This is a genomic window from Qiania dongpingensis, assembly GCF_014337195.1.
Classification (GTDB): Bacteria; Bacillota; Clostridia; order Lachnospirales; family Lachnospiraceae; genus Lientehia; species Lientehia dongpingensis.
The window spans coordinates 2817430-2841975 of the sequence record NZ_CP060634.1; the positions used below are offsets into that span (position 1 = coordinate 2817430).

23 protein-coding genes are annotated in these 24546 nt (G+C 47.5%); 18 read left to right on the forward strand and 5 right to left on the reverse strand.

Annotated features, from left to right (window positions below):
- Positions 1 to 14 precede the first annotated feature (14 nt).
- Positions 15 to 1490, reverse strand: a complete 1476-nt coding sequence (locus H9Q78_RS13220) for a GntR family transcriptional regulator (RefSeq protein WP_249302316.1) — start codon at positions 1488 to 1490, stop codon at positions 15 to 17.
- Positions 1491 to 1694: 204 nt separating this feature from the next.
- On the opposite strand from H9Q78_RS13220, the gene H9Q78_RS13225 reads away from it, so the two are divergent.
- From H9Q78_RS13225 to H9Q78_RS13260, 8 genes are all read left to right on the forward strand, one after another.
- Positions 1695 to 3650: a 5'-nucleotidase C-terminal domain-containing protein gene (locus tag H9Q78_RS13225; protein WP_249302317.1), complete on the forward strand. Its 1956-nt coding sequence runs from the start codon at positions 1695 to 1697 to the stop codon at positions 3648 to 3650.
- 145 nt (positions 3651 to 3795) lie between these two features.
- Positions 3796 to 6282, forward strand: coding sequence for a response regulator (locus H9Q78_RS13230; RefSeq protein ID WP_249304831.1), 2487 nt, complete (start codon positions 3796 to 3798; stop codon positions 6280 to 6282).
- Positions 6283 to 6610: 328 nt separating this feature from the next.
- Complete coding sequence (locus tag H9Q78_RS13235) at positions 6611 to 7744, forward strand: aldo/keto reductase (RefSeq protein ID WP_249302319.1); 1134 nt, start codon at positions 6611 to 6613, stop codon at positions 7742 to 7744.
- A 250-nt stretch (positions 7745 to 7994) separates the two neighbouring features.
- Positions 7995 to 8570, forward strand: coding sequence for a hypothetical protein (locus H9Q78_RS13240; protein WP_249302320.1), 576 nt, complete (start codon positions 7995 to 7997; stop codon positions 8568 to 8570).
- Between the two features lie 11 nt (positions 8571 to 8581).
- Positions 8582 to 8791, forward strand: coding sequence for a helix-turn-helix domain-containing protein (locus H9Q78_RS13245; protein ID WP_249302322.1), 210 nt, complete (start codon positions 8582 to 8584; stop codon positions 8789 to 8791).
- A gap of 130 nt (positions 8792 to 8921) precedes the next feature.
- Positions 8922 to 9794 (forward strand): helix-turn-helix domain-containing protein, encoded by an 873-nt coding sequence (locus H9Q78_RS13250; protein ID WP_249302323.1) that lies wholly within the window; start codon positions 8922 to 8924, stop codon positions 9792 to 9794.
- 135 nt (positions 9795 to 9929) lie between these two features.
- Positions 9930 to 10538 carry a TetR/AcrR family transcriptional regulator gene (locus H9Q78_RS13255; protein ID WP_249302325.1) on the forward strand — a complete coding sequence of 203 codons (609 nt, stop codon included), beginning with the start codon at positions 9930 to 9932 and terminating at the stop codon, positions 10536 to 10538.
- Positions 10519 to 11922 (forward strand): MATE family efflux transporter, encoded by a 1404-nt coding sequence (locus H9Q78_RS13260; protein ID WP_249302327.1) that lies wholly within the window; start codon positions 10519 to 10521, stop codon positions 11920 to 11922. The genes H9Q78_RS13255 and H9Q78_RS13260 overlap by 20 nt, the downstream gene beginning before the upstream one ends.
- 103 nt (positions 11923 to 12025) lie before the next feature.
- Here H9Q78_RS13260 and H9Q78_RS13265 read toward each other — a convergent pair whose 3' ends face one another.
- Complete coding sequence (locus H9Q78_RS13265; RefSeq protein WP_249302329.1) at positions 12026 to 12199, reverse strand: hypothetical protein; 174 nt, start codon at positions 12197 to 12199, stop codon at positions 12026 to 12028.
- Positions 12200 to 12597: 398 nt separating this feature from the next.
- A complete protein-coding gene (locus H9Q78_RS13270) occupies positions 12598 to 13407 on the reverse strand; it encodes a histidinol-phosphatase HisJ family protein (protein WP_249302331.1) in 810 nt (269 codons plus the stop codon).
- A gap of 239 nt (positions 13408 to 13646) precedes the next feature.
- Between H9Q78_RS13270 and H9Q78_RS13275 the strand changes: the two genes are divergently transcribed.
- From H9Q78_RS13275 to H9Q78_RS13295, 5 genes are all read left to right on the forward strand, one after another.
- Entirely contained in the window at positions 13647 to 14492 is an 846-nt protein-coding gene (locus H9Q78_RS13275; protein ID WP_249304832.1) for a hypothetical protein, read from the forward strand.
- Complete coding sequence (locus tag H9Q78_RS13280) at positions 14489 to 15349, forward strand: homocysteine S-methyltransferase family protein (protein WP_249302336.1); 861 nt, start codon at positions 14489 to 14491, stop codon at positions 15347 to 15349. Before H9Q78_RS13275 ends, H9Q78_RS13280 begins: the two co-directional genes overlap by 4 nt.
- A gap of 186 nt (positions 15350 to 15535) precedes the next feature.
- Positions 15536 to 15919, forward strand: coding sequence for a GntR family transcriptional regulator (locus tag H9Q78_RS13285; protein WP_249302343.1), 384 nt, complete (start codon positions 15536 to 15538; stop codon positions 15917 to 15919).
- Positions 15900 to 16760 (forward strand): ABC transporter ATP-binding protein, encoded by an 861-nt coding sequence (locus H9Q78_RS13290; protein WP_249302345.1) that lies wholly within the window; start codon positions 15900 to 15902, stop codon positions 16758 to 16760. Before H9Q78_RS13285 ends, H9Q78_RS13290 begins: the two co-directional genes overlap by 20 nt.
- A gap of 1 nt (position 16761) precedes the next feature.
- Positions 16762 to 17484, forward strand: a complete 723-nt coding sequence (locus H9Q78_RS13295) for a hypothetical protein (protein WP_249302347.1) — start codon at positions 16762 to 16764, stop codon at positions 17482 to 17484.
- 100 nt (positions 17485 to 17584) lie between these two features.
- Here the strand turns inward: H9Q78_RS13295 and ftsH are convergent, their stop codons facing one another.
- Together ftsH and H9Q78_RS13305 are read right to left on the reverse strand one after the other, a co-directional pair.
- Entirely contained in the window at positions 17585 to 19423 is a 1839-nt protein-coding gene (gene ftsH, locus H9Q78_RS13300; protein ID WP_249302349.1) for an ATP-dependent zinc metalloprotease FtsH, read from the reverse strand.
- A gap of 3 nt (positions 19424 to 19426) precedes the next feature.
- A complete protein-coding gene (locus tag H9Q78_RS13305; protein ID WP_249302351.1) occupies positions 19427 to 19903 on the reverse strand; it encodes a MarR family winged helix-turn-helix transcriptional regulator in 477 nt (158 codons plus the stop codon).
- Positions 19904 to 20159: 256 nt separating this feature from the next.
- On the opposite strand from H9Q78_RS13305, the gene H9Q78_RS13310 reads away from it, so the two are divergent.
- The 5 genes from H9Q78_RS13310 to H9Q78_RS13330 all read left to right on the forward strand — a co-directional run bounded on the left by H9Q78_RS13310 (position 20160) and on the right by H9Q78_RS13330 (position 24484).
- Positions 20160 to 20858, forward strand: coding sequence for a response regulator transcription factor (locus H9Q78_RS13310; protein WP_249302353.1), 699 nt, complete (start codon positions 20160 to 20162; stop codon positions 20856 to 20858).
- The gene (locus H9Q78_RS13315) at positions 20851 to 21813 is read left to right on the forward strand and encodes a sensor histidine kinase (protein ID WP_249302355.1); all 963 of its coding nucleotides are present in this window, start codon (positions 20851 to 20853) and stop codon (positions 21811 to 21813) included. Before H9Q78_RS13310 ends, H9Q78_RS13315 begins: the two co-directional genes overlap by 8 nt.
- A gap of 65 nt (positions 21814 to 21878) precedes the next feature.
- Positions 21879 to 22796 (forward strand): ABC transporter ATP-binding protein, encoded by a 918-nt coding sequence (locus H9Q78_RS13320; RefSeq protein ID WP_249302357.1) that lies wholly within the window; start codon positions 21879 to 21881, stop codon positions 22794 to 22796.
- Positions 22796 to 23500 (forward strand): ABC transporter permease, encoded by a 705-nt coding sequence (locus H9Q78_RS13325; protein WP_249302359.1) that lies wholly within the window; start codon positions 22796 to 22798, stop codon positions 23498 to 23500. Before H9Q78_RS13320 ends, H9Q78_RS13325 begins: the two co-directional genes overlap by 1 nt.
- 144 nt (positions 23501 to 23644) lie before the next feature.
- On the forward strand, positions 23645 to 24484 hold the full coding sequence (locus H9Q78_RS13330) for a prolipoprotein diacylglyceryl transferase (RefSeq protein ID WP_249302361.1): 840 nt from the start codon (positions 23645 to 23647) through the stop codon (positions 24482 to 24484).
- The last annotated feature ends 62 nt before the right edge of the window (positions 24485 to 24546 follow it).

Here is a 24546-nt window from a genome sequence, read left to right on the forward strand (position 1 = left end):
ACGGACAGGAGATTTTATATATCGTCTATCCGCAGGAGGCTGAAAGCCGGAGACATATTCATGTCCTTCGGCTTATAACCGTGTTCTGTCAGAATTTTCTTTGCAATTTGATATTCGTTTTTCATGAATGTGCTGAAAAGCATCGAAAAATGGTCAATATCATTGTCTTTTAATGACTGGACGATCGTTTCTGTGAATTTTTTCATGGATTCATCAAGTCCGGGCATCTGTGTTCTGTATTTCTTCATGGGATATCCCCAGAGATTAAGCCCATAAAGCTTTCCATAAATCTCCTGCAATGCCTGCAGTGGACTGTGTTCCGCCGTAAATGCGAATATGCGCTGCGGGGATATATTATAGCGGCCTGTTTGCAAAGACTTTTCAAGCAGGCTGACCAATTCCATTCTTTCTGATTCGGTAAAATTTTTCAAGGCAAAATTCATTACCCTTTCACAGGATTCTGCGAGCAGCTCAAAGGACTGAATATAATAATTCATATTCTGCCGTATTGCGGGAGCTGTGAGATCCAGCGCCGTTTCTGCGTCCGTTTCACTTAACATTAAGATCCTGGTGCCTTTTCCGTTGATCGTCTGGGTGGCGCCGAGCTGGTTCAGCAGGCCGATCGTCCGCCGCATGGTACTGACTGAGACACTGTATTTTTCTGCCAAATTTTCATAAGAGGGCAGGAATTCTCTGCCGCAGTAGTCCCCAAAGTACACATCATGTATGATCCGTATGGCCAGGCTGCAGCATATCTGTGGCCGGTCCCGATAGACATTCCAGCAAAAGGAAAGAGGTTTTATCTGCGGAACGTTCGGAAGACGGCGTTCGATATAATTGAGGATTTCCTTTGAAACATCCCGCTGAAAGGCAAGATGTGCGTCATAGATGCGCGCCGGATCGCCCTCTCTGCCGCAGGCGATCAATTCTCTGAGCCGCCGACGGCTTGTTTCAGCGTCATAAAGAACGTGTCCTTTATGTTTTATGGGAAACGGAAGTCCCAGATAAAGCGTGCTTTCCCAGAAGAGATTCATGACGAGCGGATTTTTAGTTTTCAGCAGAATATAGCAATAAAACCGTATCTGATCTTCCGGATTCGGCTGTTCCGCCAATCTGTCCAAAATGGTAAAATCATTGTCGTCCATGAGAAGAAATCCCTTCGTCAGCATCGGCACGACCACCAGCTCCGTGGACTGATAGAGATCGGGAATAGCGGTGCGGCGTTCAGAAAAAAAACGTACGGCAAATTTACTGAGCCCTTTCTCATCTTGCTGAAAGAGGACCTTGGCACTCCGTCCGTGGCTTCTGGATATGTATCCTTCGTCGTGCAAACGCTTGAAAGCAGATTTTATGGTAAGAGAGGATACATTAAACTGCCGGCAGAGAGATTCGGTTTTAGGCAGACTGTCTCCTTTTTTATAATACTGGAATTGAAACCGGACAACAAAATATTCATATATGAGATTTGCAAACCCTTGGTCATTGAGCATATCCGTCACCGCCTTGTCTTTTTATTGTAGCATTTCAAGCTTTAATAAGCCAGAATATATTATGGTTTTTATGAAAATAGTCCCATATAAGAATTGGAATGTCATGAACAAGGGATTGAGGATTGAATTTTTCATGGAATGAGGTATAATAAAAAGGAATGATATGAACAAGGATAGAACCCATGGAGGAGGGGATTGCGGGATATGGGAGAAGGATATAAAATAATCAAAAAAATTTTGATTTTAGGGTTGTGTCTCGTATTATGCGGTGGTTTTACCGGCTGCGGGGGAAGCAGCGCATCTAAAAAAATAACGGTCACAATGATGTATCCAATCGCTTTGGAGCAATTTGAACGGCTGGTGGAGGAAACCTATTCCGATATCGATCTGCAGGTGGAAGCTACAACCACAGGGACAATCAATGGGGACAGCGAACGCCGTCTGCGAAACGGCCGGGGCACTGACCTGATCATTACTACTCTCCCCACCGGAGATGTGAAAGAATACATGCTGGACCTGAGCGCGACGGAGTATGCCGCCGGCTATCAGGCTACGGCGATGAACCCGGTCATGATCGAGGGGAAGACATATTACCTCCCTCTCCCCGGCCAGTATTCAGGCTACATACTCAACAAAACGCTGACAGAAAAGCTGGGTCTGCCGATACCTGCCACCAATATGGATCTGCTGGCTTTGTTTGGCGCCGGGAAAGAGCAGGGAGTCGGAGCAGGGACTGACGGCACCATGTTTGGCATTGATACTATAACTCCTGCGGCTATCGGTTCCTATATCATTGGAACCCGGGTTCCGGATTTTCTGGGTCTGATGGATGGAATCAAATGGATGGATGGGTTCAAAGAGGAAAAGGCCTCTTTCAACGGGGTCTGGGACGACAGCCTTAATATCCTTATGACTTGTGTGGAGAAGGGGTATCTGAATTCTAAAGCCATAGCGACAAAACAAGCAAACGCGCTTCCTGTGAAACAACGGATGCTGGAAGGAACGTTGCTGCTTTCCTATGGGAATGTCAGACTGCTCTCACAGCTTTGCAGTGAGACGGATAAATATGAGTATGTCATGCTGCCTTTTTTGAGCGATCAGGGAAACTCGCCATGGGCCATTTCTTCTCCTGACGGGTTTATAGGAATCAACCGTGCGCTGGATGAGAAAGGAAAAGAAGGCGAACTGGATGCCTGCCGGCGAATTTTAGGGCTTTTGTCCACTCAAGAGGGGCAGGATGCCTGGATCAGGGATACAGGAGCGACTAATTCTTATCTGTCCGGATACGAGGATAACGGCGGTCAGATTCCAGAGGGGCTGGAGACGTGTGCGGCAGGGGGGTATATCTATAATATCGAGCTGCCGTCTAAAGTGATTCAATATTTCGGGCAGAGTATGATCGCAGTGCTGAACGGTGAAATGGAGATGGCAGAAGCACTGTCTTCCGTAGACGATTATTACAGAAACGGATCGGAGGCCGTTGATTATGATCAGTCAGTGGTGGGAAGCGTGAGCGGGGATCTGCTCTATGAAAACTATAATACCAGACGGGAGGAGACTGCTATCGGAAATCTGGTCGCGGACGCCGTCGCGGAGTACAGCGGCGCGGATATCGCCGTGGTGAACGGCGGAGGAATCCGCGCCAGTCTGTATCAGGGAGATGTGATGGGAGCCGATCTGAGCGCGGTCTGTCCTTACTCGAATACCATCGTGGTAGTAGAGGCAGACGGGAGCGTCATTCTTGAAATGCTGGAAAACGGTATATCTCTTACAGCAGGAAAGGACGGTATTCCCTCGGGGCGTTTCCTTCAGGTTTCCGGGCTTCATTATTCTTATAAACCCGAGGACGGAAACACGCCGGCAAAGCTTTTGTCTGTTACTCTGCCTGACGGGACCCCGCTGGAGCCGTCTGGATCATATACCCTGGCCGTCAACAATTACATGGCGGGCTCCAGCGGCTACCTGGATAACAACGGGGACGGTTATACTATGCTCAATCTGTTCAGCAATGATGTTCCCAAGGCGGAAGGCGCGAAATTGATTCGAGATACAGAGGCGACTTATGCCGATGCCATGAGAGCATACTTTAACAGTCATCAGGAAGAGCCGGTAAGCGCCGAACTGGAAGGGCGCATTACAGTAGCATGTGAAGGGGAATGATATGCAGGAGGCTGAAAAACAGAAGAAGAAACGACGACCTCATTTCGCGGTTTTATTTATTGCGTGCATTGTCGCAGCCTGTACGGTCTGTTTCTTTATAATGATCCAATCATCCAATCTGGCGTCTCAGGACGCAGCTGTGGAAATGAGTACACTTTATCTGCGTGAACTGACCTCCCAAACCATCGGTCATTTTCAAACAAGCCTGAATGCTCAATTTTCCCAGCTGCAGACAGCGGTGAACGCGGTTTCAGAACAGGATCTGCAGAATCAGGAATCTTTAATGAAATTTTTAAACAGGGTACAAGAATACAACCGTTTTTCCTTTTTGGCGTTCCTGGATGATGAAGGCGAATACCACAGTACGGACGGTGTTTTTCCGGCTGCTTCGAAGATAAGTTTTATCGGAAAGCTCTTGAATGGAGAAGACAACCTTATTTCCTATAATGAGACTATTTTGGGCGATAACATGTTCCTGCTGGGTACGACCATTACGCCCGTGTCATATGGAGAACGGACATTCATTGCCGTCTTGGCGGGGCTCGATGCCGATTCGCTGAGCTGGCAGCTTTCTCTGGAGCGGGAAGATGCCCGTACTTATTCCAGCATTGTGGCGTCATCTGGAAATTACGTGATCAATAATACAGAGCATAATACCGGTATACCAAAAGGAGTTAATCTTTTTTCCAAATTAAAGCAGTATGCGGTGTTTGACGAGGGATATTCTGCAGAAAAAATCAAAGAGGACTTTCAATCTGGTACAGCCGGCCGGTCGGCGTTTACCATCGGAAATGAAAATCGTTATATATATTATGCGCCGATTCCCGATACGGACTGGCATATGCTGACCGCGATTCCTTACGAAGTGATAGCTTCTACCGTCGATAATCTGACCTATCGGCTGAACCGAAACGCGGTCATAATGCTGGCAGTGATCCTGGCGATTCTTTCTGCGGTGTTTTTCTTCTACTATACGAATATAAGCCGGAATGAACGTGCCCTCCGGAAAGCTAAGGCCTCGGCAGAGGCCGCCAGGAAGCGGGCAGAGGATGCGAACTATGCGAAAAGTGAGTTTCTGAGCCGCATGAGTCATGAGATCCGGACACCGATGAACGGCATTATCGGCATGAGTACCATAGCCCAGCAGAACATTGGCGATGACGGAAAGGTTGCAGATTGTTTAAAAAAAGTGTCTATATCTTCCAATCATCTCTTGGCTCTTATTAATGACGTGCTGGATATGTCCAAAGTAGAGAGCGGAAAGATGGAGATTCGTCATGAACGGTTTGACTTCCGGGCCTTTCTAGAAAATTTTGGGAATTTATATTATATTCAGGCCCAAAATAAAGGAATCTATTATGAGACGATATTGCTGGGCTCGGTGGACGAAGTGCTGATAGGTGATTCCTTGCGTCTTAATCAGATTCTTTCAAATCTTCTATCCAATGCTATGAAATTTACCCCGTCAGGAGGCCGTATCCGCCTCCAGGTCACACCGATGGCGCCGGCTGAGAAGTCGGGAGAACCGGGGGACGCTCTTTGGCTGAAATTTGAAGTGAGCGATACCGGCTGTGGCATTGCCAAAGAAAATTATGACAAGATTTTTGAGTCCTTTGAACAAGAAAGTGCGGATGTAACGCAGAGGTATGGAGGCACCGGCCTGGGCCTTGCCATCGTAAAGCGGTTTTCCGAACTGATGGGCGGCAGCGTACGGGTTGAAAGTGAACTGGGTGCCGGAAGCACTTTTATCCTGGAACTCCCTTTCGGACGGACGAACGAACGGCGGGAACCGGTCCGCTATGAAGATATCAATGCGCTGGTTGTGGATGACGACCGGGATACCTGTGAACATGTCCTGCTGCTTCTGGAGAAGATGCAGGTGCATGGGGAATGGGTAGATAACGGTTCCCAGGCGGTCGCCTGTGTGGAAGCGGCCCAGGGCCGGGGGAAAGGATATAATGTTTGTTTTATAGATTGGAAGATGCCGGATATGGATGGGATTGAGACTGCCCGGCAGATCCGTTCCATAGCGGGCGGTGATACCGCTATTGTTCTGATCACTGCCAACGATACGGCCGGTATGGAGCAGGACGCGAAGAACAGCGGAGTGGACGGCATCATTTATAAGCCTCTGTTTGAAAGCAGTATTTCCGACGCCCTGGCCAACATACAGCAGAACCGCCCTCTTCCAGGATATAGTACTGATGGCGTGCCGGACTATGATTTTCACGGTATACGTATCCTGCTTGCGGAGGACAACGAGATCAATATGGAAATCGCGGTCGAGCTGATCGGCGCCGCGGGAGCTGCTATCGATCCGGCCGAAGACGGAGCGCAGGCAGTGGAAAAATTCGTGTCTTCGGAGCCGGGGTATTATGATCTGATCCTGATGGATATTCAAATGCCGAAGATGAACGGCTATGAGGCCGCCAGGCAAATCCGGAAGCTGGACCGGCCGGATGCCGTCTCTGTACCGATTTTTGCCATGACAGCTAATGCTTTTGCCGAGGACGCTTTAAAAAGCAGGGAGGCAGGGATGAATGCCCACATTTCTAAACCGCTGGATATCTCAAAGCTGTACCAAGTAATGGATGAATGGCTGCGAGGGGACTTACATGAGTTTGAAAAATAGACTGAAAACAGACTGGAAGCAGTCCGGATCAAGGCTGCTCAGCAGAGCTCCAGTCAGCTAAATCCGGTGTTCTATGGACCGTATTCCGCGAAGGAACGGAGGCGGCCGGAGAAGGAAAGACCTATGTATCCTGTTTACCATGACAAATGGAGATGAAACGATCGAAGTACCTTATAACATTATGATATCGAATTAGACAGGAGAAAACGATAAAGATTTTAAACCGGCGGCATTTTTTTCTTGACTTAAAGTGTGCTCCAGGGTGTATGGTTATCTTGGAAACGATACAGTCAATGAAAACGAAATGTTTTGAAAGGAGTAAGAGGATATGATCTATAAGACATTTCAGGATATGCGTCTGTCCGCCTTAGGACTAGGCGCCATGCGCCTGCCGGTGACAGACGGGGAATACGCAGTAATAGACGAAGCAGAGACGGGAAGGATGGTCGCCTATGCCATGGAGCATGGAATTAATTATTACGACACGGCTTGGGGCTATCACGACGGCTGTTCCGAGGCTGTCTTAGGGAAAGCGCTGAGCCGGTATCCGAGAGAAAGATTTTTTCTTGCGGATAAATTTCCCGGATATGACCTTTCTAATATGGACAAAGTAGAGATGATCTTTGAAGAACAGCTAAAGCGGTGCGGAGTGGAGTATTTTGATTTTTATCTGTTCCATAATGTATGTGAGATGAACATTGACGCGTACCTGGATAAAAAATACGGTATTTTTGAGTATCTGTTGAAACAGAAGCAGTCGGGACGAATCCGTCATTTGGGTTTTTCTGCCCATGGAAGCTATAATGTGATGAAGCGTTTTCTGGAGGCCTATGGAGAGCAGATGGAGTTTTGCCAGATTCAGCTCAATTATCTGGACTGGAGTTTTCAGGACGCAGAGAAAAAAGTAGAGCTGCTGGGAGAATATCAGATTCCTGTGTGGGTGATGGAGCCTCTTCGGGGAGGAAAGCTGTCTGAGCTGTCTGAGGAAGACACAAAGAAGCTTAAAAAGCTTCGTCCGGAAGAAGACACGCCGGCATGGGCATTCCGGTTTTTGCAGACGGTTCCCAGTGTTACCGTGACGTTATCAGGCATGTCAAACCTGAAACAGCTGAAAGATAATATCCGGACCTTCGAAACGGAAAGGCCGCTTGACCGTCAGGAATTTGATACGCTTATGGAAATTGCGGACGGTATGGTAAAAAAGCGCATATTGCCTTGTACGGCGTGCCGCTATTGTACCAGTCACTGCCCGCAGCAGCTGGATATTCCTTCTCTTCTGTCTCTGTATAACGAGCACCGATTTACGGAAGGAGGATTTATTGCGCCGATGGTCCTGATGGCAGTGCCGGAAGAAAAACGGCCGGATGCCTGTATCGGATGCAGGAGCTGTGAGGCAGTATGTCCTCAGCAGATTAAAATTTCAGAAGCGATGGCTGATTTTTCCGGGCGACTAAGAGCCTGATGCGGCTCTCAGATTCCTCCTCATCCCGTATAACAAAGATGCCGCCGCCTTTTCCGGAGCAGGAAGTTCTCCTGCAGGAAAAGGCGGCTTTTGTGTTATTGATCACCGGCAGAGAAAATCAAACGTTACTTATCGATAAACAGATGATATTTAATGTTTATAGATAAAAATATATTGACATACATTAAATAAAGTGCTATGATGACATCATCAAGGCGCGAAGCGCCGGAAAAGGATAGAGGAGGAAGATATGAATCAGTTGAATAAGATTGCTTTGGTGGTGTCAAAGGTTTTGGAGGTGCTTCATTGGATAGGGGCGGCGGCCGCGGCGGGACTGTTGGTATGCGCGGTTGTGGCAGGGGACTGGATCTGCGGCATTCTTACAAGAGTGATGCCGGAGCTGGGAAAAAATCTTTCCGTTTATGGTTATGAAATGACAGCGGTCGGCGCAGACGGAAAAGTCCGTTATGCCGCGGTCATTTTGTTTTCCATTGGAGCAGTCTTGATTCTTTCTTTGATGGCGATGGTATTCCGGAATATCTATCTGATCTTCAAAACAGCTAAGGGAAAAACATGGTTTTCCAAGGGCAGCACTCCTTTCCAGAAGGACATCACGCGTATGGTGAGGGAGATTGGAATTTTTTATATTGCCGTCCCGGCAGCAGGACTTATCATGAGCGGCATTTCCAGGCTTGTGCTCGGCACAGAATTTGCGGAGATCAGTGTCAATCTGGAGGGTTTTATCACAGGCATTCTGATTCTCTGCCTTTCTCAGATATTTGCGTATGGAGCTCAGCTTCAGAATGATGTAGACGGACTTTTATAGGGAGGCTTATCATGGGGAAAATCGTACTGCGGCTGGACCGCATGATGGTAGAACGGAAGATTTCTTTAAATGAGCTTGCCGAGCGGGTAGGCATCTCCAACGTGAATCTTTCCAAAATAAAAAACAATAAGGTGACGGCAATCCGTTTTTCTACTTTGGCTGCCATTTGTGAGGTTCTGGACTGCGATGCCGGAGATATCCTGGAATATCAAAAGGACTGACCGGTTGAAATCGAAATCGTGTTTTGGAGTATGGTGGATCATCATCCCCTTTCTGTTCGCTCCATGACAAAAATCGTCGAGAGGTTTTTTCTTTTATCTGATAGGATGGAGCAGTAGGGAGGTGACAGAGATGAAGGAACAGGCAGAAGCGGTGCAAAGGATGCAGGAGTATATTGAAGTACATTTGGATGAACAGATCACCCTGGCGGATCTTTCACGGGTGTCTTTATATTCCCCGTGGCACTCCTACCGCTTGTTCCGGCAATGGACCGGCCGGACGCCCGCGGATTATATCCGGCGGCTGCGGCTGTCAAAGTCTGCGCTTAAGCTGCGGGACGAAGCCTGCAGGATCATTGATGTAGCTTTCAGTCTGGGTTTTGGGAGTGTGGACGGATATCAGAGGGCATTTTTCCGTGAATTTGGCTGCAATCCCAGTGAATACGCCGAGAATCCTATTCCTCTATATCTGTTCACTCCCTACGGTGCGGTTTACAGAGAGATCAGAAAGGAAGGAACTGCTATGGAAAAAGTAAAAAACGTGTTTATTCAGGAGGTTGACAAGCCTGCCCGCAAGGTCATCCTGAAAAGGGGTATCGAAGCGTCCGATTATTTCCCTTACTGTGAGGAGGTAGGCTGTGATGTTTGGGGGCTGCTCATGAGCATGAAGTCCCTCTGTGGTGAGCCGGTATGCCTTTGGCTGCCGGAGACGTACCGGAAGCCCGGCACCTCCGAATATGTTCAGGGAGTGGAAGTCGGCATGGAATATGACGGACCGGTGCCGGAAGGATTTGATACGATTGAACTGCCTCCAGCAAAATATCTGATGTTTCAGGGAGAACCATATGAGGAGGAGGAGTATTGCCAGGCGATTGAGGAGGTGCGGGAATCTATCCGGAAGTACGATCCATCTGTGACTGGCCGCGAGTGGGACAGGGAGAATCCCCGTATCCAGCTGGAACCGATTGGGTCACGCGGTTATATTGAGCTGCTGGCTGTAAAATAAAACAGTTACAGAATATTAAACTTTTATAAACGGATGAAATATTATAGACCACTCGGTCTGTTTGTGCTATACTGCAAGAACAGACCGAGTGGTCTATTTTGTATTAATCGAGTTCAGTGCCGGAGGTGTTTAGTTATGAAGAGAGAAGAAAAGAATCAGCTCAGCAGGCAGAAGATCCTTGAGAGCGCCATTCGGGAATTTGGGGAACATGGATATGGAATGGGTTCCATTAATTCCATCTGCAGCGACGGAGATATTTCCAAAGGAGCTCTGTATCATCATTTTAAAGATAAAGATCAGGTATATCTGATGTGTGTCGGAGAATGCTTCGATGCGCTTATATCCTATCTGCGCCGCCATTTGGAAACGGAGACAGAGGATGCGAAGGGGCGGTTGGAGCGGTATTTCGATACACGCATGGAGTTTTTCAGGGAAAATCCTTTATATCAGAGGATATTCTGCGAGGTGGTGATCTCCCCTCCGAGTCATTTGGCTGATGAAATAAAAAAAGTGAAAGGAACCTTTGATGAGCTGAATGTGGAAATTCTGGGCCGTATTCTGGAACAGGCGCTGCTTCGTCCTGATGTAACGAAAGAAGAGGTCATTGAGACCTTTGGACAGTATCAGGACTTCGTCAATGCCGGATACAGAGCGTCAGATATGGGCAGGGAATCCCAGGAAGAGCATGAACAAAGATGCAGGAGGGCGTTGGACATCCTGCTTTATGGAGTTATTAAAAGATAAAGGAGCGAAGACAGGCATGAGTTCTCTATTAGGTGAGGTAAAGACATCAAAAGCAATAGTCAGGCTGGCAGTTCCCGCTACATTGGCGCTGCTCGCAAAAGCTGTGTACAATATTGTGGATACAGCATATATCGGGATGCTGGGTTCGGATACTGCTCTGGCGGCAGTGGGAGTGACACTTCCGCTTCTTTTGATCATGGTATCGGTGGAAAATATTTTTGCCGCCGGCGCGGCAGTACTGGCCGGCCGGCAGCTTGGCGCAGACGATAAAGACGGAGCAGGCACGACCGTGACCAGCGTAGTGGGGATGTCAGTCCTGATCGGCGTAATCCTGTGCCTGGGAGGAATCGCCTTTATGGAGCCGCTTCTCCGGATGTTCGGCGCGTCGGACGCGGTGCTGCCCCAGGCAAAGGACTACGCTTTCTGGATGTTCATCGCCGCTCTGGCAAATCTGCCTGCCCAGAGCATGAACTGTGCCGCCAGGGCGGAGTCTTCCGTAAAGATTTCTTCCATTGCGGTCATCACCGGCGCTGCTCTCAATGTCGTTCTGGACCCGGTATTCATGTTTGAGTGGGGATTCGGCATGGGAGTGGAGGGGGCGTCCTTGGCAACGACGGTCTCCCAGATTGTGACATTTTTGATTCTGGCATGGTTTTACGGAAGCGGACGCTCTGTCATTAAGATCAAAAAACGCTATTTTAAGCCGACCTTTTCACTGATAAAGACAGTGACGGTGATAGGAATCCCTACGGCAGTCATTCAAATCTGCCTGGCTGCGGCGACTTCGCTGACCAATATCGCGGCCAAGCCGATGCCGGATTCAGATTTGATCATTGCGGCATATGGAGTCGTACAGAGATTAGTTTTGATTGGCTGCTATGTGGTGATGGGATTTATGCAGGGATATCAGCCTGTGGCGTCCTATGCGTTTGGAGCCAAGAATGAAGAACGGTTTCACGAGTCGGTACGCTTTTCGCTAAGGGCTTCTCTCGTACTTACGGCAGCGGTTGCAGTGATCTATATCCTGCTATCCAGGCCTCTCATTATGCTCTTTAACCGGAATCCCGCGGTGGTCGGATACGGGGCGAAACTCTTGATCTCGCAGGTGGCGCTTTACCCTGCCTTTGGGCTTTGCTACATGATGACCATTACCTTCCAGACAATAGGTGCGGCACGGTATGGACTGCTGCTTTCTGTAATCCGTCAGGGATTGTTCTATATTCCCTTTATCGTTATGCTGCCGCGTTTTTTTGGTATAAATGGAATTTATTTTGCACAGCCCGCGGCGGATGTTCTCACGGCTCTGGTCTGTATCGGCTCTGTACGCCGAATGAAACAGACTGCAAGCAGGAATATGGCGGGACAGACGATCGCAGGGAAATAAAAGATTTCCAGAAAGCAGAACTGCCATAAAGGAAACCTCTTTTCAGAAGCTTTCTTTATGGCAGTTCCGTATGCTCAAAATTTATTCAGCTGTGATAAAGGGGTTATGCAACAGCTTTCTTATGGGAAGTAGTATGTCTGCTTACAGCTGAGGTATAAAGATCAGAAGCGCTCGCTGTTTCTTCACGCTCTTCACAAATGACCACAACAGCTTTGATAACAAAGGATACAGCTAAAACGGCAACAATGGCAACAATCGTTAATAATAAATCCAACATGACAGAATCCTTTCCGATATGACATTTCATATCTCACACTATAATATTTATGACGTTTGGTTTTGAAATTTTTCTTGATTCAAGTAAGAGATATCAGGTCGGCAGAAGATGTCATATATTTTGTTTCTTTCTTTCCTTCACGGCTCATATTATAGCAGATAAAACAGCATAATTTCGTGGAATTTGAGGGGGTTTCCAAAGAAAAAATTGTATAGAATGATGGAAGAATGTTTAAAAACGAAAACAAGAAATGCTCGTTTGTATATAAATTAACAAAAAAATCCAGGGAGATTTTGGTATGGTGAAAACTGCATGAACATCTTTGTGTATATTGCTGAAATACTGTGTCCAGTCAAGGGGCCGGAGAAAAAGGAATTCTCCGGCCATAAACCACTTTGTCAGAGCGGCAGGAATTCTGGTTTCCGACCGCGAAAAACGGTATAGTATCGAAAGCCGCAGTCTTTTAACAGTGATCCCGCGCGGTCAAAGGAATATCCGATGTGGTCCGGCTGATGGGCGTCAGAGCCGATGGTCAGAATCTCTCCGCCCAATTCCCGATAACGTTTAAGAATGTCCTCCGTCGGGTTTGGATGCCCGAGTCCGGCTCTTAAACCGGCGGTATTACATTCAATGCCCTTGCCTTTGCCGATCAGGGTCCTTAATATTTCATCTAAAATGTCGGAGAATTTTTTATAGCTGTAATATTGGTTTTTATTCGGACCATATCGTACCACAAAATCCAGATGGCCTGCCACGTCAAAGCAGTCGTGGGCCCTGAAATTTTCCAGTTCATCCTCAAAATAAGAACGATATGCGGAATCCTCGGAGAGACCTTCGAAAAATTCCGGATAGTAGGGATCCATTCCGCGGGAGGCATGAACAGAACCAATGATGAAATCAAATGGGCAGCTGTCCGCATAAGCGGCCAGGTCTGTCTTGATATTTGTTTGAAGCCCTAATTCTACGCCGATACCAAGCCGGATTTTTTCCTGGTATTCTGTCTGCAGACGGGTCAGGGCAGAAAAATACTCGTCAGTATCCAATAAGAAGCTTATATCACCGGCAGGAAATTCGAAATCCTGGTGGTCCGTAATGCAGAGCGCCTGCATGCCCAGAGCACAGGCCTGCTCTATCTGCGCCCGGGGCAGCGTTTCCGAATCGCCGGAAAAGCTTGTATGCAGATGGGAATCAATATAAATGGGTGTCATCTCAGCGTATTTCCTTTCCATATTTTGATCGAACGGATACCCTTGTCCTTTAAACAGAATAGAATAAAACGAAATGATTGTCAAATGCCGGCTTCGATATACTGCTTGCGGCTTCTTTTATTTGACGCTATAATGGAAAAAAGATACGGCGGAGGAACATGGAAGAGGAGGACATCGTGGAGAAGGAAGAAAAGAAGAGAAAGAAACGGAACAAGGGAGCGTTTCGCACGGCTCTGGGAATGGAGCTACGGGAGCACAAGAGCTCCTTTTTCGTATATTTTATCCTGCGGCTGTTTGTTATTGCTACGATGATCCTGCAGCTATTCAGAGGAAATTATGAAAATGTGTTTCTTTGTATTTTGACTTTGGTGCTGCTGGTGATTCCCAGCCTGATCCAGGTGAAGATAAAGATCGAGCTTCCGACCGCGCTTGAGATCATCATGCTGCTCTTCATCTTTTCGGCAGAGATATTGGGAGAGATCAACGCCTTTTATATCCGGATACCGGCCTGGGATACGGTCTTACATACGCTGAATGGCTTTCTGATGGCAGCCATTGGATTTTCCCTGGTGGATATCCTGAACCGTCATGAGAGGTTTTCCTTTGAACTGTCTCCGGCTTTTATGGCCATTGTAGCCTTTTGTTTTTCCATGACCATCGGCGTCCTTTGGGAATTCTTTGAATGTGGTATGGATACCTTTTTTCATCTGGATATGCAGAAGGACACAATCCTTCATTCCATCACGTCGGTGATGCTCGATCCGAACGGCGGTAATGTGCCGGTCACCATAAAAGGGATTCAGGATGCAGCCGTCAACGGACAGAGTCTGGGGCTTGGAGGCTATTTAGACATCGGGCTTTATGATACCATGAAGGATCTGTTTGTGAATTTCATCGGTGCGGCCGTATTTTCTGTGGTGGGATTTTTCTATGTGAAGAGCCGCGGAAAAGGCAGTTTTGCCAGACGGTTCATACCGAGGCTTAAAAATAAAGATAAGGATTTTCTCAGCATTGCGGCGGAAAACAGTGACGATGCGGAACACGAAGGCGCGAGGGTGGAAAAAGAAACGGAGAACGGAGAATGACTAGAAAAGAATTCCAGGAGCTTGTAAAAAAAGGGACTGTATTGCTGGACGGGGCCACCGGCTCCAATCTGATGAAAGCCGGGATGCCCCGGGGAGTATGTACCGAGCAGTGGATATGCGGCCACCGCGGAGTGCTGGTGCAGCTTCAGAAGCAGTATCTGGAAGCCGGCTCTCAGATCGTCTATGCACCGACCTTTTCTGCCAATCGGATAAGCCTTGCCGGCCATGGGCTGGAGGGACGGCTGGAGGAGATCAACCGGGAGCTGGTGGGAATCTCCAGAGAGGCGGTGGGAAACTCCTGCCTGGTAGCGGGAGACGTTACAACGACGGGGAAAACGGAAGAGGAGTACGGCGTGCTGCTGGATGTATACCGAGAGCAGATCCAGATTCTGGCTGACGCGGGAGTGGACCTGATCGTAGCGGAGACTATGCTTGGGCTGGAAGAGACCATGGCCGCGCTGGATGCCTGCAGGGAGGTCTGCGGGCTGCCCATGATATGTTCCATGACTATTGAATCCGATGGCAGCCTGTTCTTTGGAGGGAACGTCTTTGACACTGCGGCGGCGCTGGCGGAGATGGGAGCAGACGCGGTCGGAATCAACTGCTCTGTGGGACCGGACCAGCTGGAGGCCGTGGTACGGACCATCAGGCAGACTGTGAGCGTTCCGGTCCTGGTGAAGCCGAACGCCGGCATGCCGGTGATCCGGGAGGATGGCGAGGCGGTCTATTCCATGGCGGCGGAGGAGTATGCGGGACATATGGCGAAGCTTGTGGAAGCGGGGGCCGGTATTGTCGGCGGATGCTGCGGGACCACTCCGGAGTATATAAAAAAAGTGGCGGAGAAGATATTCCGATAAATGAGGCGGAGATTCCATTGTCTATAAAATAATCTTAAAAGCGTGTGTTTCTGTAAAGAGATACGCGCTTTTTTCTTTTAATAAATGATATAAATCTCTTGACATCCGTGCCTGAATCAGCTATATTAAAGATGTAAGATGGTTAGTTACTTGAGCAACAAACATACAAACAAAGAGGGTGATGCGGTGTATATAGATACAAATACAGATAAGCCCATATTCATTCAGATAGCCGAACAGCTTGAGGATTCCATATTTACAGGGATATTTCCGGAGGAAACAAAGATACCCTCTACGAATGAAATATCAGCGCTGCTGAATATAAATCCTCATACCGTTTTGAAGGGAATGAATATGCTTGTGGACGAAGAGGTCATTTATAAGAGGAGAGGGCTTGGAATGTATGTGAAGGAAGGGGCAGTCAATAAGATACGCACAAAGCGGCAAGGACAGTTTTTCAGCCAGTATATAGAGGCTCTGATTACGGAAGCGGCGAAACTGAATATGTCGAAAGAGGAAGTTATCAAGCTAATAGAGAGAGGTTATGACAATGAATGCAATTCAAATTAAGAATGTCACAAAGCGTTATCATGATGTTACGGCACTTGACGATGTTTCTTTTACCTTTGAGCATGGGAAAATCTACGGATTTTTGGGAAGAAACGGCGCTGGAAAATCTACGCTTATCAACATTATCGCAAACCGTATTTTTACTGACGAGGGAGAGGTTCTCATTGATGATATGCCGGCAAAAGAAAACATGGACGTCCATGAAAAGATTTTTTGCATGAGCGAAGAAGATTTATATGCGGATGGAATAAAAGTTAAAGACCATTTTAAATGGATAGACTGCTTCTACGAAAGCTTTGACAGGAAGAAAGCATTTGAGATCGCCGAACGGTTTGGCCTCAATACCGGCAAGAAATTTAAGCAGTTATCGAAGGGTTATCAGTCAATTTTCAAATTGACGGTTGCTATGGCCCTTAACGTACCGTATGTGATTTTCGATGAACCAGTGTTAGGGCTGGACGCCAATCACAGAGAGCTGTTTTATGACCTATTGTTAAGAGAATATGAAAACAACGAACGGACGATCATTATTGCAACGCACCTGATTGAAGAAGTCGCAAATCTGATCGAAGAAGTTGTCCTGATCGATAAAGGAAAGGTATTGCTGCAAGAAAGTGTGGAAAATTTATTGGAAACGGGTTACAGCGTTTCTGGTATGGCAAATAATGTCGACGCTTACTGCGACGGTAAAAATGTGATTGGATATGACGAGCTGGGCGGTATGAAGATCGCCTATGTATTGGGGGAAAGGTTCCCGGCTCCACAGGGAAGCGGCGTACAGCTTTCAGCGATGAATTTACAGAAGCTGTTTGTTAAGCTGACAGAGAAAGGCGGCAATTGATATGAAAAAACTAAAATCTATTATTCGATATGAATGCATGACCTCGTTTAAGTATATTTGGATTTTTTATGCCATACAGTATGCTGCCGTTTCTCTTATTACACTGATCATTGGAATAAGCACAGGGAGTTTTGAAGAGGTAGGAACAAATAGTTTAGAAGTGAATACTTTGGTCTATGTTGGAATTTTGGGTGTATTAGGGTTTAAAGAAGACTTTAAGATGCTGATACAAAACGGATTTACCCGAAAATATATCTATACCGCGACATTTTCCATGTTCTGCTTTATATCTGGATCAATGGCGCTTGTTGATACGGCGGCCGGAAATATCATTCATCACTTTAACCATGGTTACTCTTCCCTCTATGGAGGGATATATGGCTACGAAAATATAGTTATGAATTGGCTATGGCTCTTCCTCGTCTATGTCATGGTCTGCAGCCTGCTTTATATAGGAATACTTGTGATCAATAAAGCCGGGAAAGCAATATCCATTTATTTGGGAGTTGCTGTCGGCGGTATTGTCTTGCTGATCATTGCATTATTCAGATATGTTTTTTCAGCCGGAACGGTGAGCAATATCTTAGAATTTTCTGCAAAAGCAATGGGCTTTATGACCGACGGAACGATTAATCATCTATTCCCGGTATTGACGTTACTGCTTGCCATTGTTATTCTGGGCAGCGGTTCTTATGCCGTTATCCGCAGAACAGAGCTCAGATAATATAGCTTATTGCTGAGCGGAAATGAGTTTTTAGCCCATGAAAAGGGGAGATGCACAGACCTAGTGCAATCTCCCTTTTTCTTTTGCAGGCATATCAAGTCTATTGGATGGCGGCATCCTGTCGGTTCAGGATTTCCATGAACTCTTCTCCGGTGATCGTCTCGTGATCATACAGATATTTTGCCAGCTGGTGGAGCTTGGCCAGATTGGACTTTAGGAGCTCCTCTGCTTTTTGATATTGTTTTCTCACCAGCGCGACGACCTTGTCGTCAATCTTCGCGGAGGTGTTTTCCGAACATGCAAGAGAAGCATCTCCTCCCAGGTATTGGTTTTTTATGGTTTCAAAGGCGACCATGCCGAAGTCCTCGCTCATGCCGTACCGGGTGATCATGGCTCTGGCCACCTTGGTGGCCTGTTCGATATCATTGGAGGCTCCCGTTGAAATGGAGTGGAAGATCAGATCCTCTGCCACACGGCCGCCGGTGAGAGTGGATATCTTGTTTTCCAGTTCTTCTTTGGACATCAGGTTCCGTTCATCCTGGTCCACCTGCATGGTATAGCCCAACGCGCCGGAGGTACGGGGAATGATGGTGATCTTTGTGACCGGGGCGGAATTTGTTTGGAGAGCGGCGACCAGCGCGTGTCCGATCTCATGATACGCCACCGTCAGCTTTTCTTTATCGGAAAGAATCTTATTCTTTTTCTGATAGCCCGCGATGACGACTTCTACGCTTTCTTCGAGGTCAGCCTGGGTCACATATTTCCTGCCGTCCCGGACGGCCCGGAGAGCCGCTTCATTTACCATATTGGCGAGCTCCGCGCCGCTGGCGCCGGCTGCCGTCCGGGCAATGGACATGAAGTCCACATTGTCGCTCAGCTTGATGTTCTTGGCATGGACGCGGAGAATGGCCTCCCGGCCCTGCAGGTCAGGCAGCTCCACAGGGACCCGTCTGTCAAAACGGCCGGGGCGGAGAAGGGCGGGATCCAGAGATTCAGGGCGGTTGGTGGCGGCTAGGATCATAACGCCGTTGGTGCCGTCGAACCCGTCCATTTCTGTCAGCAGCTGATTTAAAGTCTGCTCCCGTTCGTCGTTTCCTCCCATTCCGCTTCCGTCTCTCTTTTTGCCGATGGTGTCGATCTCGTCGATAAAGACGATGCAGGGGGCTTTTTCACTGGCCTGCTTAAAGAGGTCGCGGACCTTCGCAGCCCCCATGCCGACGAACATCTCCACAAATTCCGATCCGGAGATGGAGAAGAAGGGAACATTGGCTTCGCCGGCCACGGCTTTTGCAAGGAGAGTCTTTCCGGTTCCGGGAGGGCCCACCAGGAGGGCGCCCTTGGGCATCCTGGCGCCAATCTCCGTGTATTTTTTCGGATTGTGCAGGAAATCCACAATCTCCGTGAGGATTTCCTTGGCCTCGTCCTCACCGGCCACATCAGAGAATTTTATGCCGGTCTTGGACTCCACATATACCTTGGCGTTGCTTTTTCCAAAGCTCATGGCATTTCCCATGGATCCGCCCATTTTTTTCATCAGGCTCCTGGACAGCAGCTGTCCGATGACGACGAAGATGAGGATTGGAAATACCCAGCTTAAAAGGAAACTCAAAATCGGCGAAGTTTCTTTGACAATGGGCGTACCAAAAGAGGTGATGCCCGCGCCGTAAAGCCGGTCGATCAGCCGGTCGTCATTCATGTTTCCTGTCTTATAGTAGTTCGGCTTTTCTTCTTTATCGGAGAAGATGATCTCATTGTTTTCAATCTGAACTTCGTTTACTTTCCCCTCGTCGATCATGGAGAGAAAGACGCCGTAATCCACTTCGCTTACTTTTGCGCTGAAGATCTTGGGAAAGAACAGGGCGTTTAACAGCAGCAGCACGATCAGCGCTATAAGGTAATAAAAGAGAATCGGTTTTTTCGGCGGCTGTACTTCTTTCATTGGCTATACCTCCTCATTTATTAAAACAGTCAGCTGGTTTGTGACGTCTTCGATAACAGTACGTTTTTCTTCTGGAAGGCTCTTTAAAAATTGTGTCATGGCCCCGACCATGGACGCGGTGGCCTGGCGGACAAATTCATTTCCTTTGTCGGTAAGGGTCACATAGACGGCCCGGCGGTTTTCCTTCATACGGACTCTGGCGACCAGGCCGTCGTCCTCTAAGTCGCTTGTCAGCTTGGACAGCTGCTGCTTTGTCCGGCGTATGCGTGTGACCAGTTCCGTCATGGGGACCTGCCCCCTCGGGTCCTCTTTCAGGATATAGAGAACATGGAATGCATGGGAGCTGAGCTTGATCCCGCACAGGTTGACGGGATGCTCCTGCATCCTGTAATAAAAGGTCAGGACAAAATGGGTGAAGCTTTCCGCCAGCTCGTCAGGCAGCAAATCTTTTTCCTCAAGGGAAGAACCGTTACAATCCATGCGAATACTCCTCCTTTATTCTTATAAGGCGCTTTTACAACAGGAGTATATTACACTTCAGAGCAAAAAGTCAATGAATTATTTACTTTTATTAAATTGTTAATAAATAAGATATATTTATTATTCATTATTTAGGATTGTGGCAGGAAAGTTGATTTTATATCCATGATTGTTCCCAAACGATTGGAATTATGTTTGCCTATTTGGGGAGGAGGCAATATAATTAGAAGGAAACCTGATGGGGAGGAAATTTGATATGAAGATATTATTGGTGGAAGATGATTTAGAGATAAGCGGCATGTTGAGGGATTTTTTAAAAACCGAGAATTTTGAGGTCGTTCCCGCATACGACGGAAAAAGCGCCTGTGAGATGTTTTTTTCTGATGATTTCAGCCTGGTGCTCCTGGATCTGATGATACCGGAGCTGAGCGGTATGGAGGTCATGAGGAGAATCCGGGAGGTGAACACGGTTCCCATCATCATTCTGTCGGCAAAGGATACGGATTCCGATAAAACGCTGGGGCTGGGACTAGGAGCCGACGACTATATCACAAAACCGTTTTCTGTTTCGGAGGTCCTGGCACGAATCAAGGCGAACATCCGAAGGAGCACACAGTATGCCGCTGGCTTTGACACAGAACGGCCGATTTTGTCAAAGGGAGGCCTCGTCATGAACCTGAATGATCATTCGCTTTTGAAGAACGGAAACCGGATAGAACTCACCGCCAAGGAATTTGAGATATTAAGGCTGCTCATGCAGAATCCTCAGAGGGTATATACGAAAGAGCAGATATATTCTTTGATATGGAAAGACGCATATCTGGGAGATGAAAATGCGGTGAATGTCCATATCAGCCGTCTTCGCAATAAAATAGAAGACGATCCCAGAAATCCGAAACATATCATTACGGTCTGGGGAATCGGCTATAAGCTGGGGGATACGGCCGATGAATGAAAATACAGTGATCTTTTTTTTATCTGCGGCTGTCGCCGCCCTGTTCTTTGTCATCTTGTATCAAAGATATAAATTTAAGAAAGATCTGTATACAAAGCTTAGACAGATAACCGAAAAGCTTTCGGAGATCTTAGAGACGGGCAGCGATGAAAAAGTGATGGTTTTTACGGATAATAAGGCTTTGATAGGACTTGTGGAGCAGATTGACCGCCTGCTGGAGGATCGTCAGAAAATAAAAGTGGATTTTAAAAGAGCGGAGCTCTCATCTAAAAAAATGCTATCCAATATTTCTCATGATATCAAGACTCCTCTGACCGTTATATTGGGGTATTTGGAAATCATGCGCCTTGACAATGAAGATGATGAAGCTCTTAAAAAAGTGGAAATAAAAGCGAAGCAGGTCATGGAATTGATCGGTCAGTTTTTTACGTTGGCGAAGCTGGAAGCAGGCGATGCCGATATTCCCATATCCAGACTCAATATAAACGAGGTGTGCAGGGAAAACGTCCTGGATTTTTATGATATCCTGCTGCAGAAAAGGTTCACCGTGGATGTAGACATACCGGAAAAGCCGATCTATGTTCTGGCAAATAAAGAGGCAGTGCAGAGAATCCTTTTTAATCTCCTGTCCAACGCGATACGCTACGGAAGTGACGGAAACTATCTGGGCATCTCTTTGCGGGAGGACGAGAAGCATGTATTTATCAATATTACCGACAAAGGCAGGGGGATCGATAAGAAATCCGCCGCCCATGTATTTGAACGGCTGTATACGATGGAGGACTCCAGAAACAGGGAGATACAGGGCAACGGCCTGGGGCTGACGATCGCTAAAAATCTTGCGGTCCAGATGGAAGGAGACCTTTTTCTGGACAGCGCGCCGGATGTGAAAACTACTTTTACACTGATGCTCAGGAAAGCGGACAGTGAGAGTTTCTTCGAAAGAAATTCGTAAGATTTTGTCAAGAGTTTTGAAAATCCGCGCCGCTATAATGGTACTCAGAAAGGGGGCAGTGAATTATGCCATATATCATGCAGACAGACCGCCTGACGAAGACCATTGACGGGATAAATCTGGTGGAGGATGTCAGTATTCATGTGGAAAAAGGGGAAATCTATGGATTTCTGGGACCGAATGGGGCGGGAAAGACCACGGTGATGAAGATGATGACGAATCTTTGGAAGCCGACGGGCGGAACGGTCGAGGCGTTTGGAACCGTGCTGGGTCCGGCTTCCTATGAGGTACTGAAACGGATGGGAAGTATCATCGAATTTCCGACATTCTATGACCATCTGAGCGGAAGAGAAAACCTGTGGTTTCATTGTGAATACATGGGGTACTATAATCGGAAAAGTGTGGAAGAAGTCCTGGAAATGCTCAGGCTGACAGATTCCGCAGACAAGCCTGTCAGAAAGTATTCTCTGGGGATGAGGCAGAGGCTGGGAATCGCCCGCGCCATCATATGCAGGCCTGAACTTGTGATCCTGGATGAACCGACAAACGGGCTTGACCCGGCCGGAATGAAACAGATACGGGATCTGTTTTGCAAATTGTGTACAGAGTATGGTATGACCTTTATCATCTCCAGCCATCTTCTTTCGGAGATAGAACATATCGCGGATACGATCGGTATCATAAGCTGCGGAAGATTGAAAGATGAGATTTCCATGGACAGAATATCCGAAAAAAATACTGCTTTTATTGAACTGTCGGCCGAGGATGTCAGAAAAGCGGCTTATGTGCTGTCCGATAAACTGCAGCTGAGTAATTTTAAAATTGTGGACGACACGAATATCCGTATATACGAGGCGGATATCACGGTGCAGAAAATTTCTAAAGAGCTGATGATAAACGGCGTGGATATTGTCTCCATCAAGAAGAAGACGGAAACTTTGGAGGATTATTTTTTAAAAATGACGGAGGAGGTGAGACAGTAATGGTGAAACTTATCAGACTGGAATGGAAGAAAAACAGAATCGGACGATATATCCTCGCTGCGGCCGCGGTGGCTGTACTTCTCTGCCTGTTTATTTTCGCTCTGACATTTTGGGGAATTGCCAGTGAACCAGACGGAACGCTGGATGCCGCGCCCGGTGCGGGAAGAATATCTGCTTCCATAGAACTGTTTACAAGTATGTCTTTTCTCGTGTTTGCAGGAGTCATGCTGGCATCCTTTATCGTGAGCTCCTATAAGAACAAGACAATGAATCTGATGTTTTCTTATCCGATCAGACGTCAGAAAATATTGGCCTCTCAGATGGCCGCTGTTTGGATTTTTAATTTTACTGCGCTTATTCTCACAAAGGCAGCCGTTTATGCCTGCGTGTCCATAGGAGCAGGATTCCTGCAGTCGCCCTTTGCCATAGATTTTGACATGGGAAGCCTCTCTTTTTACATTCCGCTCATTTTAAAATCATTTTCTGTTGTGAGTATGAGCTTTATCGCCCTGTTTGCAGGCATGGCGATGAAATCCTCCAAGGCGACGATCATCACGTCATTTTTGCTGATCTTCCTCACACAGGCTAATGTGGGAGACCTTACCATGGCGGATCAGCCGGTCTTTCCCATTGTGCTGACTGTGATTTCCTTTCTGTTTGCGGGGATGTCTCTGTATAACGTGGAGAAGAGAGACCTTAAGTAAGCCGGACAGTGCCGGCATCATGTGGATGCAGGAAGCGCAGAGGAGCATTGCTTGCGGAAACAGGAAAAGTCTGATATAATGCAGGAAGTTACTGTTTGAAAAAGCACGCGGATCCTGCGTTCACAGATATAAGGAGAACTCCACATGAAAGAAATATTATTTGAGATAGGCCCGTTTAAAATATACGGATACGGCCTGATGATCGCCATCGGGGTCATCGCAGCTTTTGCGGTCGCCATGTACCGTGAGAAAAAATGGAAAATTGGCGATGATAAAGTGTTTGACCTCGGAATCTGGAGTCTGGTTGGCGGCTTGATTGGAGCAAAGCTTCTGTTTTGGATAACGGAACTGCCGTCCCTGATCGAAAATCCGGCCAAAATCTGGTCGACGATGTCCACAGGTTTTGTGGTATATGGCGGACTGATCGGCGGAATTCTGGCGGGTTATCTGTTCTGCCGTGTGAAGAAGCTTGTTTTTTTGAAATATTTTGATCTGGTGATGCCGTCCATCGCCCTGGCACAGGCCTTTGGACGGGTGGGCTGCTTTTTGGCGGGCTGCTGCTATGGGAGGGAGACCCACGCAGACTGGGGAATCATATTCCAGGAATCCGCCTATGCTCCCAATGGAGTGAGTCTGATACCCACCCAGCTGATTTCCAGCGGGTTGAATTTTCTGAATTTCCTCGCGTTGATTCTGATCGCCAGACGGACAAAGAAAAACGGTCAGGTGGGAGCCTTGTACCTGGTCTTTTACAGCATCGGACGGTTTGTGCTCGAGTTCTTCCGGGGCGATCCCAGAGGAAACGTAGGGGCGCTGTCCACTTCTCAGTTTATCGCGATCTTTATGCTGATTGCCGGTATTGCGATTTTTGTCGGCTGCGGAAGAAAAAAGGACAGTGAGGCAGAGGCGGCGGCTGAAGCCGCGGATGGAGAAGAAGAAAACGCTTCGGCGGAACAGGAACCAGAGGAAGAAACTGAAAAATAAGATTCCGGCCGTAAATGGCAGAGGAAGAGGAGCAGCGGCAGGCAGCCGCTGCTTTCATTTAA

Coding starts and splice junctions, on each gene's coding strand:
- H9Q78_RS13330 (WP_249302361.1), top strand. CDS start 23,645: ATGAAAGAAATATTATTTGAGATAGGCCCGTTTAAAATATACGGATAC.
- H9Q78_RS13295 (WP_249302347.1), top strand. CDS start 16,762: ATGAAAAAACTAAAATCTATTATTCGATATGAATGCATGACCTCGTTT.
- H9Q78_RS13325 (WP_249302359.1), top strand. CDS start 22,796: ATGGTGAAACTTATCAGACTGGAATGGAAGAAAAACAGAATCGGACGA.
- H9Q78_RS13290 (WP_249302345.1), top strand. CDS start 15,900: ATGAATGCAATTCAAATTAAGAATGTCACAAAGCGTTATCATGATGTT.
- H9Q78_RS13230 (WP_249304831.1), top strand. CDS start 3,796: ATGAGTACACTTTATCTGCGTGAACTGACCTCCCAAACCATCGGTCAT.
- H9Q78_RS13220 (WP_249302316.1), bottom strand. CDS start 1,490: ATGCTCAATGACCAAGGGTTTGCAAATCTCATATATGAATATTTTGTT.
- H9Q78_RS13235 (WP_249302319.1), top strand. CDS start 6,611: ATGATCTATAAGACATTTCAGGATATGCGTCTGTCCGCCTTAGGACTA.
- H9Q78_RS13265 (WP_249302329.1), bottom strand. CDS start 12,199: ATGTTGGATTTATTATTAACGATTGTTGCCATTGTTGCCGTTTTAGCT.
- H9Q78_RS13250 (WP_249302323.1), top strand. CDS start 8,922: ATGAAGGAACAGGCAGAAGCGGTGCAAAGGATGCAGGAGTATATTGAA.
- H9Q78_RS13305 (WP_249302351.1), bottom strand. CDS start 19,903: ATGGATTGTAACGGTTCTTCCCTTGAGGAAAAAGATTTGCTGCCTGAC.
- H9Q78_RS13270 (WP_249302331.1), bottom strand. CDS start 13,407: ATGACACCCATTTATATTGATTCCCATCTGCATACAAGCTTTTCCGGC.
- H9Q78_RS13315 (WP_249302355.1), top strand. CDS start 20,851: ATGAATGAAAATACAGTGATCTTTTTTTTATCTGCGGCTGTCGCCGCC.
- H9Q78_RS13255 (WP_249302325.1), top strand. CDS start 9,930: ATGAAGAGAGAAGAAAAGAATCAGCTCAGCAGGCAGAAGATCCTTGAG.
- H9Q78_RS13245 (WP_249302322.1), top strand. CDS start 8,582: ATGGGGAAAATCGTACTGCGGCTGGACCGCATGATGGTAGAACGGAAG.
- H9Q78_RS13280 (WP_249302336.1), top strand. CDS start 14,489: ATGACTAGAAAAGAATTCCAGGAGCTTGTAAAAAAAGGGACTGTATTG.
- H9Q78_RS13310 (WP_249302353.1), top strand. CDS start 20,160: ATGAAGATATTATTGGTGGAAGATGATTTAGAGATAAGCGGCATGTTG.
- ftsH (WP_249302349.1), bottom strand. CDS start 19,423: ATGAAAGAAGTACAGCCGCCGAAAAAACCGATTCTCTTTTATTACCTT.
- H9Q78_RS13240 (WP_249302320.1), top strand. CDS start 7,995: ATGAATCAGTTGAATAAGATTGCTTTGGTGGTGTCAAAGGTTTTGGAG.
- H9Q78_RS13260 (WP_249302327.1), top strand. CDS start 10,519: ATGGAGTTATTAAAAGATAAAGGAGCGAAGACAGGCATGAGTTCTCTA.
- H9Q78_RS13275 (WP_249304832.1), top strand. CDS start 13,647: ATGGAGCTACGGGAGCACAAGAGCTCCTTTTTCGTATATTTTATCCTG.
- H9Q78_RS13225 (WP_249302317.1), top strand. CDS start 1,695: ATGGGAGAAGGATATAAAATAATCAAAAAAATTTTGATTTTAGGGTTG.
- H9Q78_RS13320 (WP_249302357.1), top strand. CDS start 21,879: ATGCCATATATCATGCAGACAGACCGCCTGACGAAGACCATTGACGGG.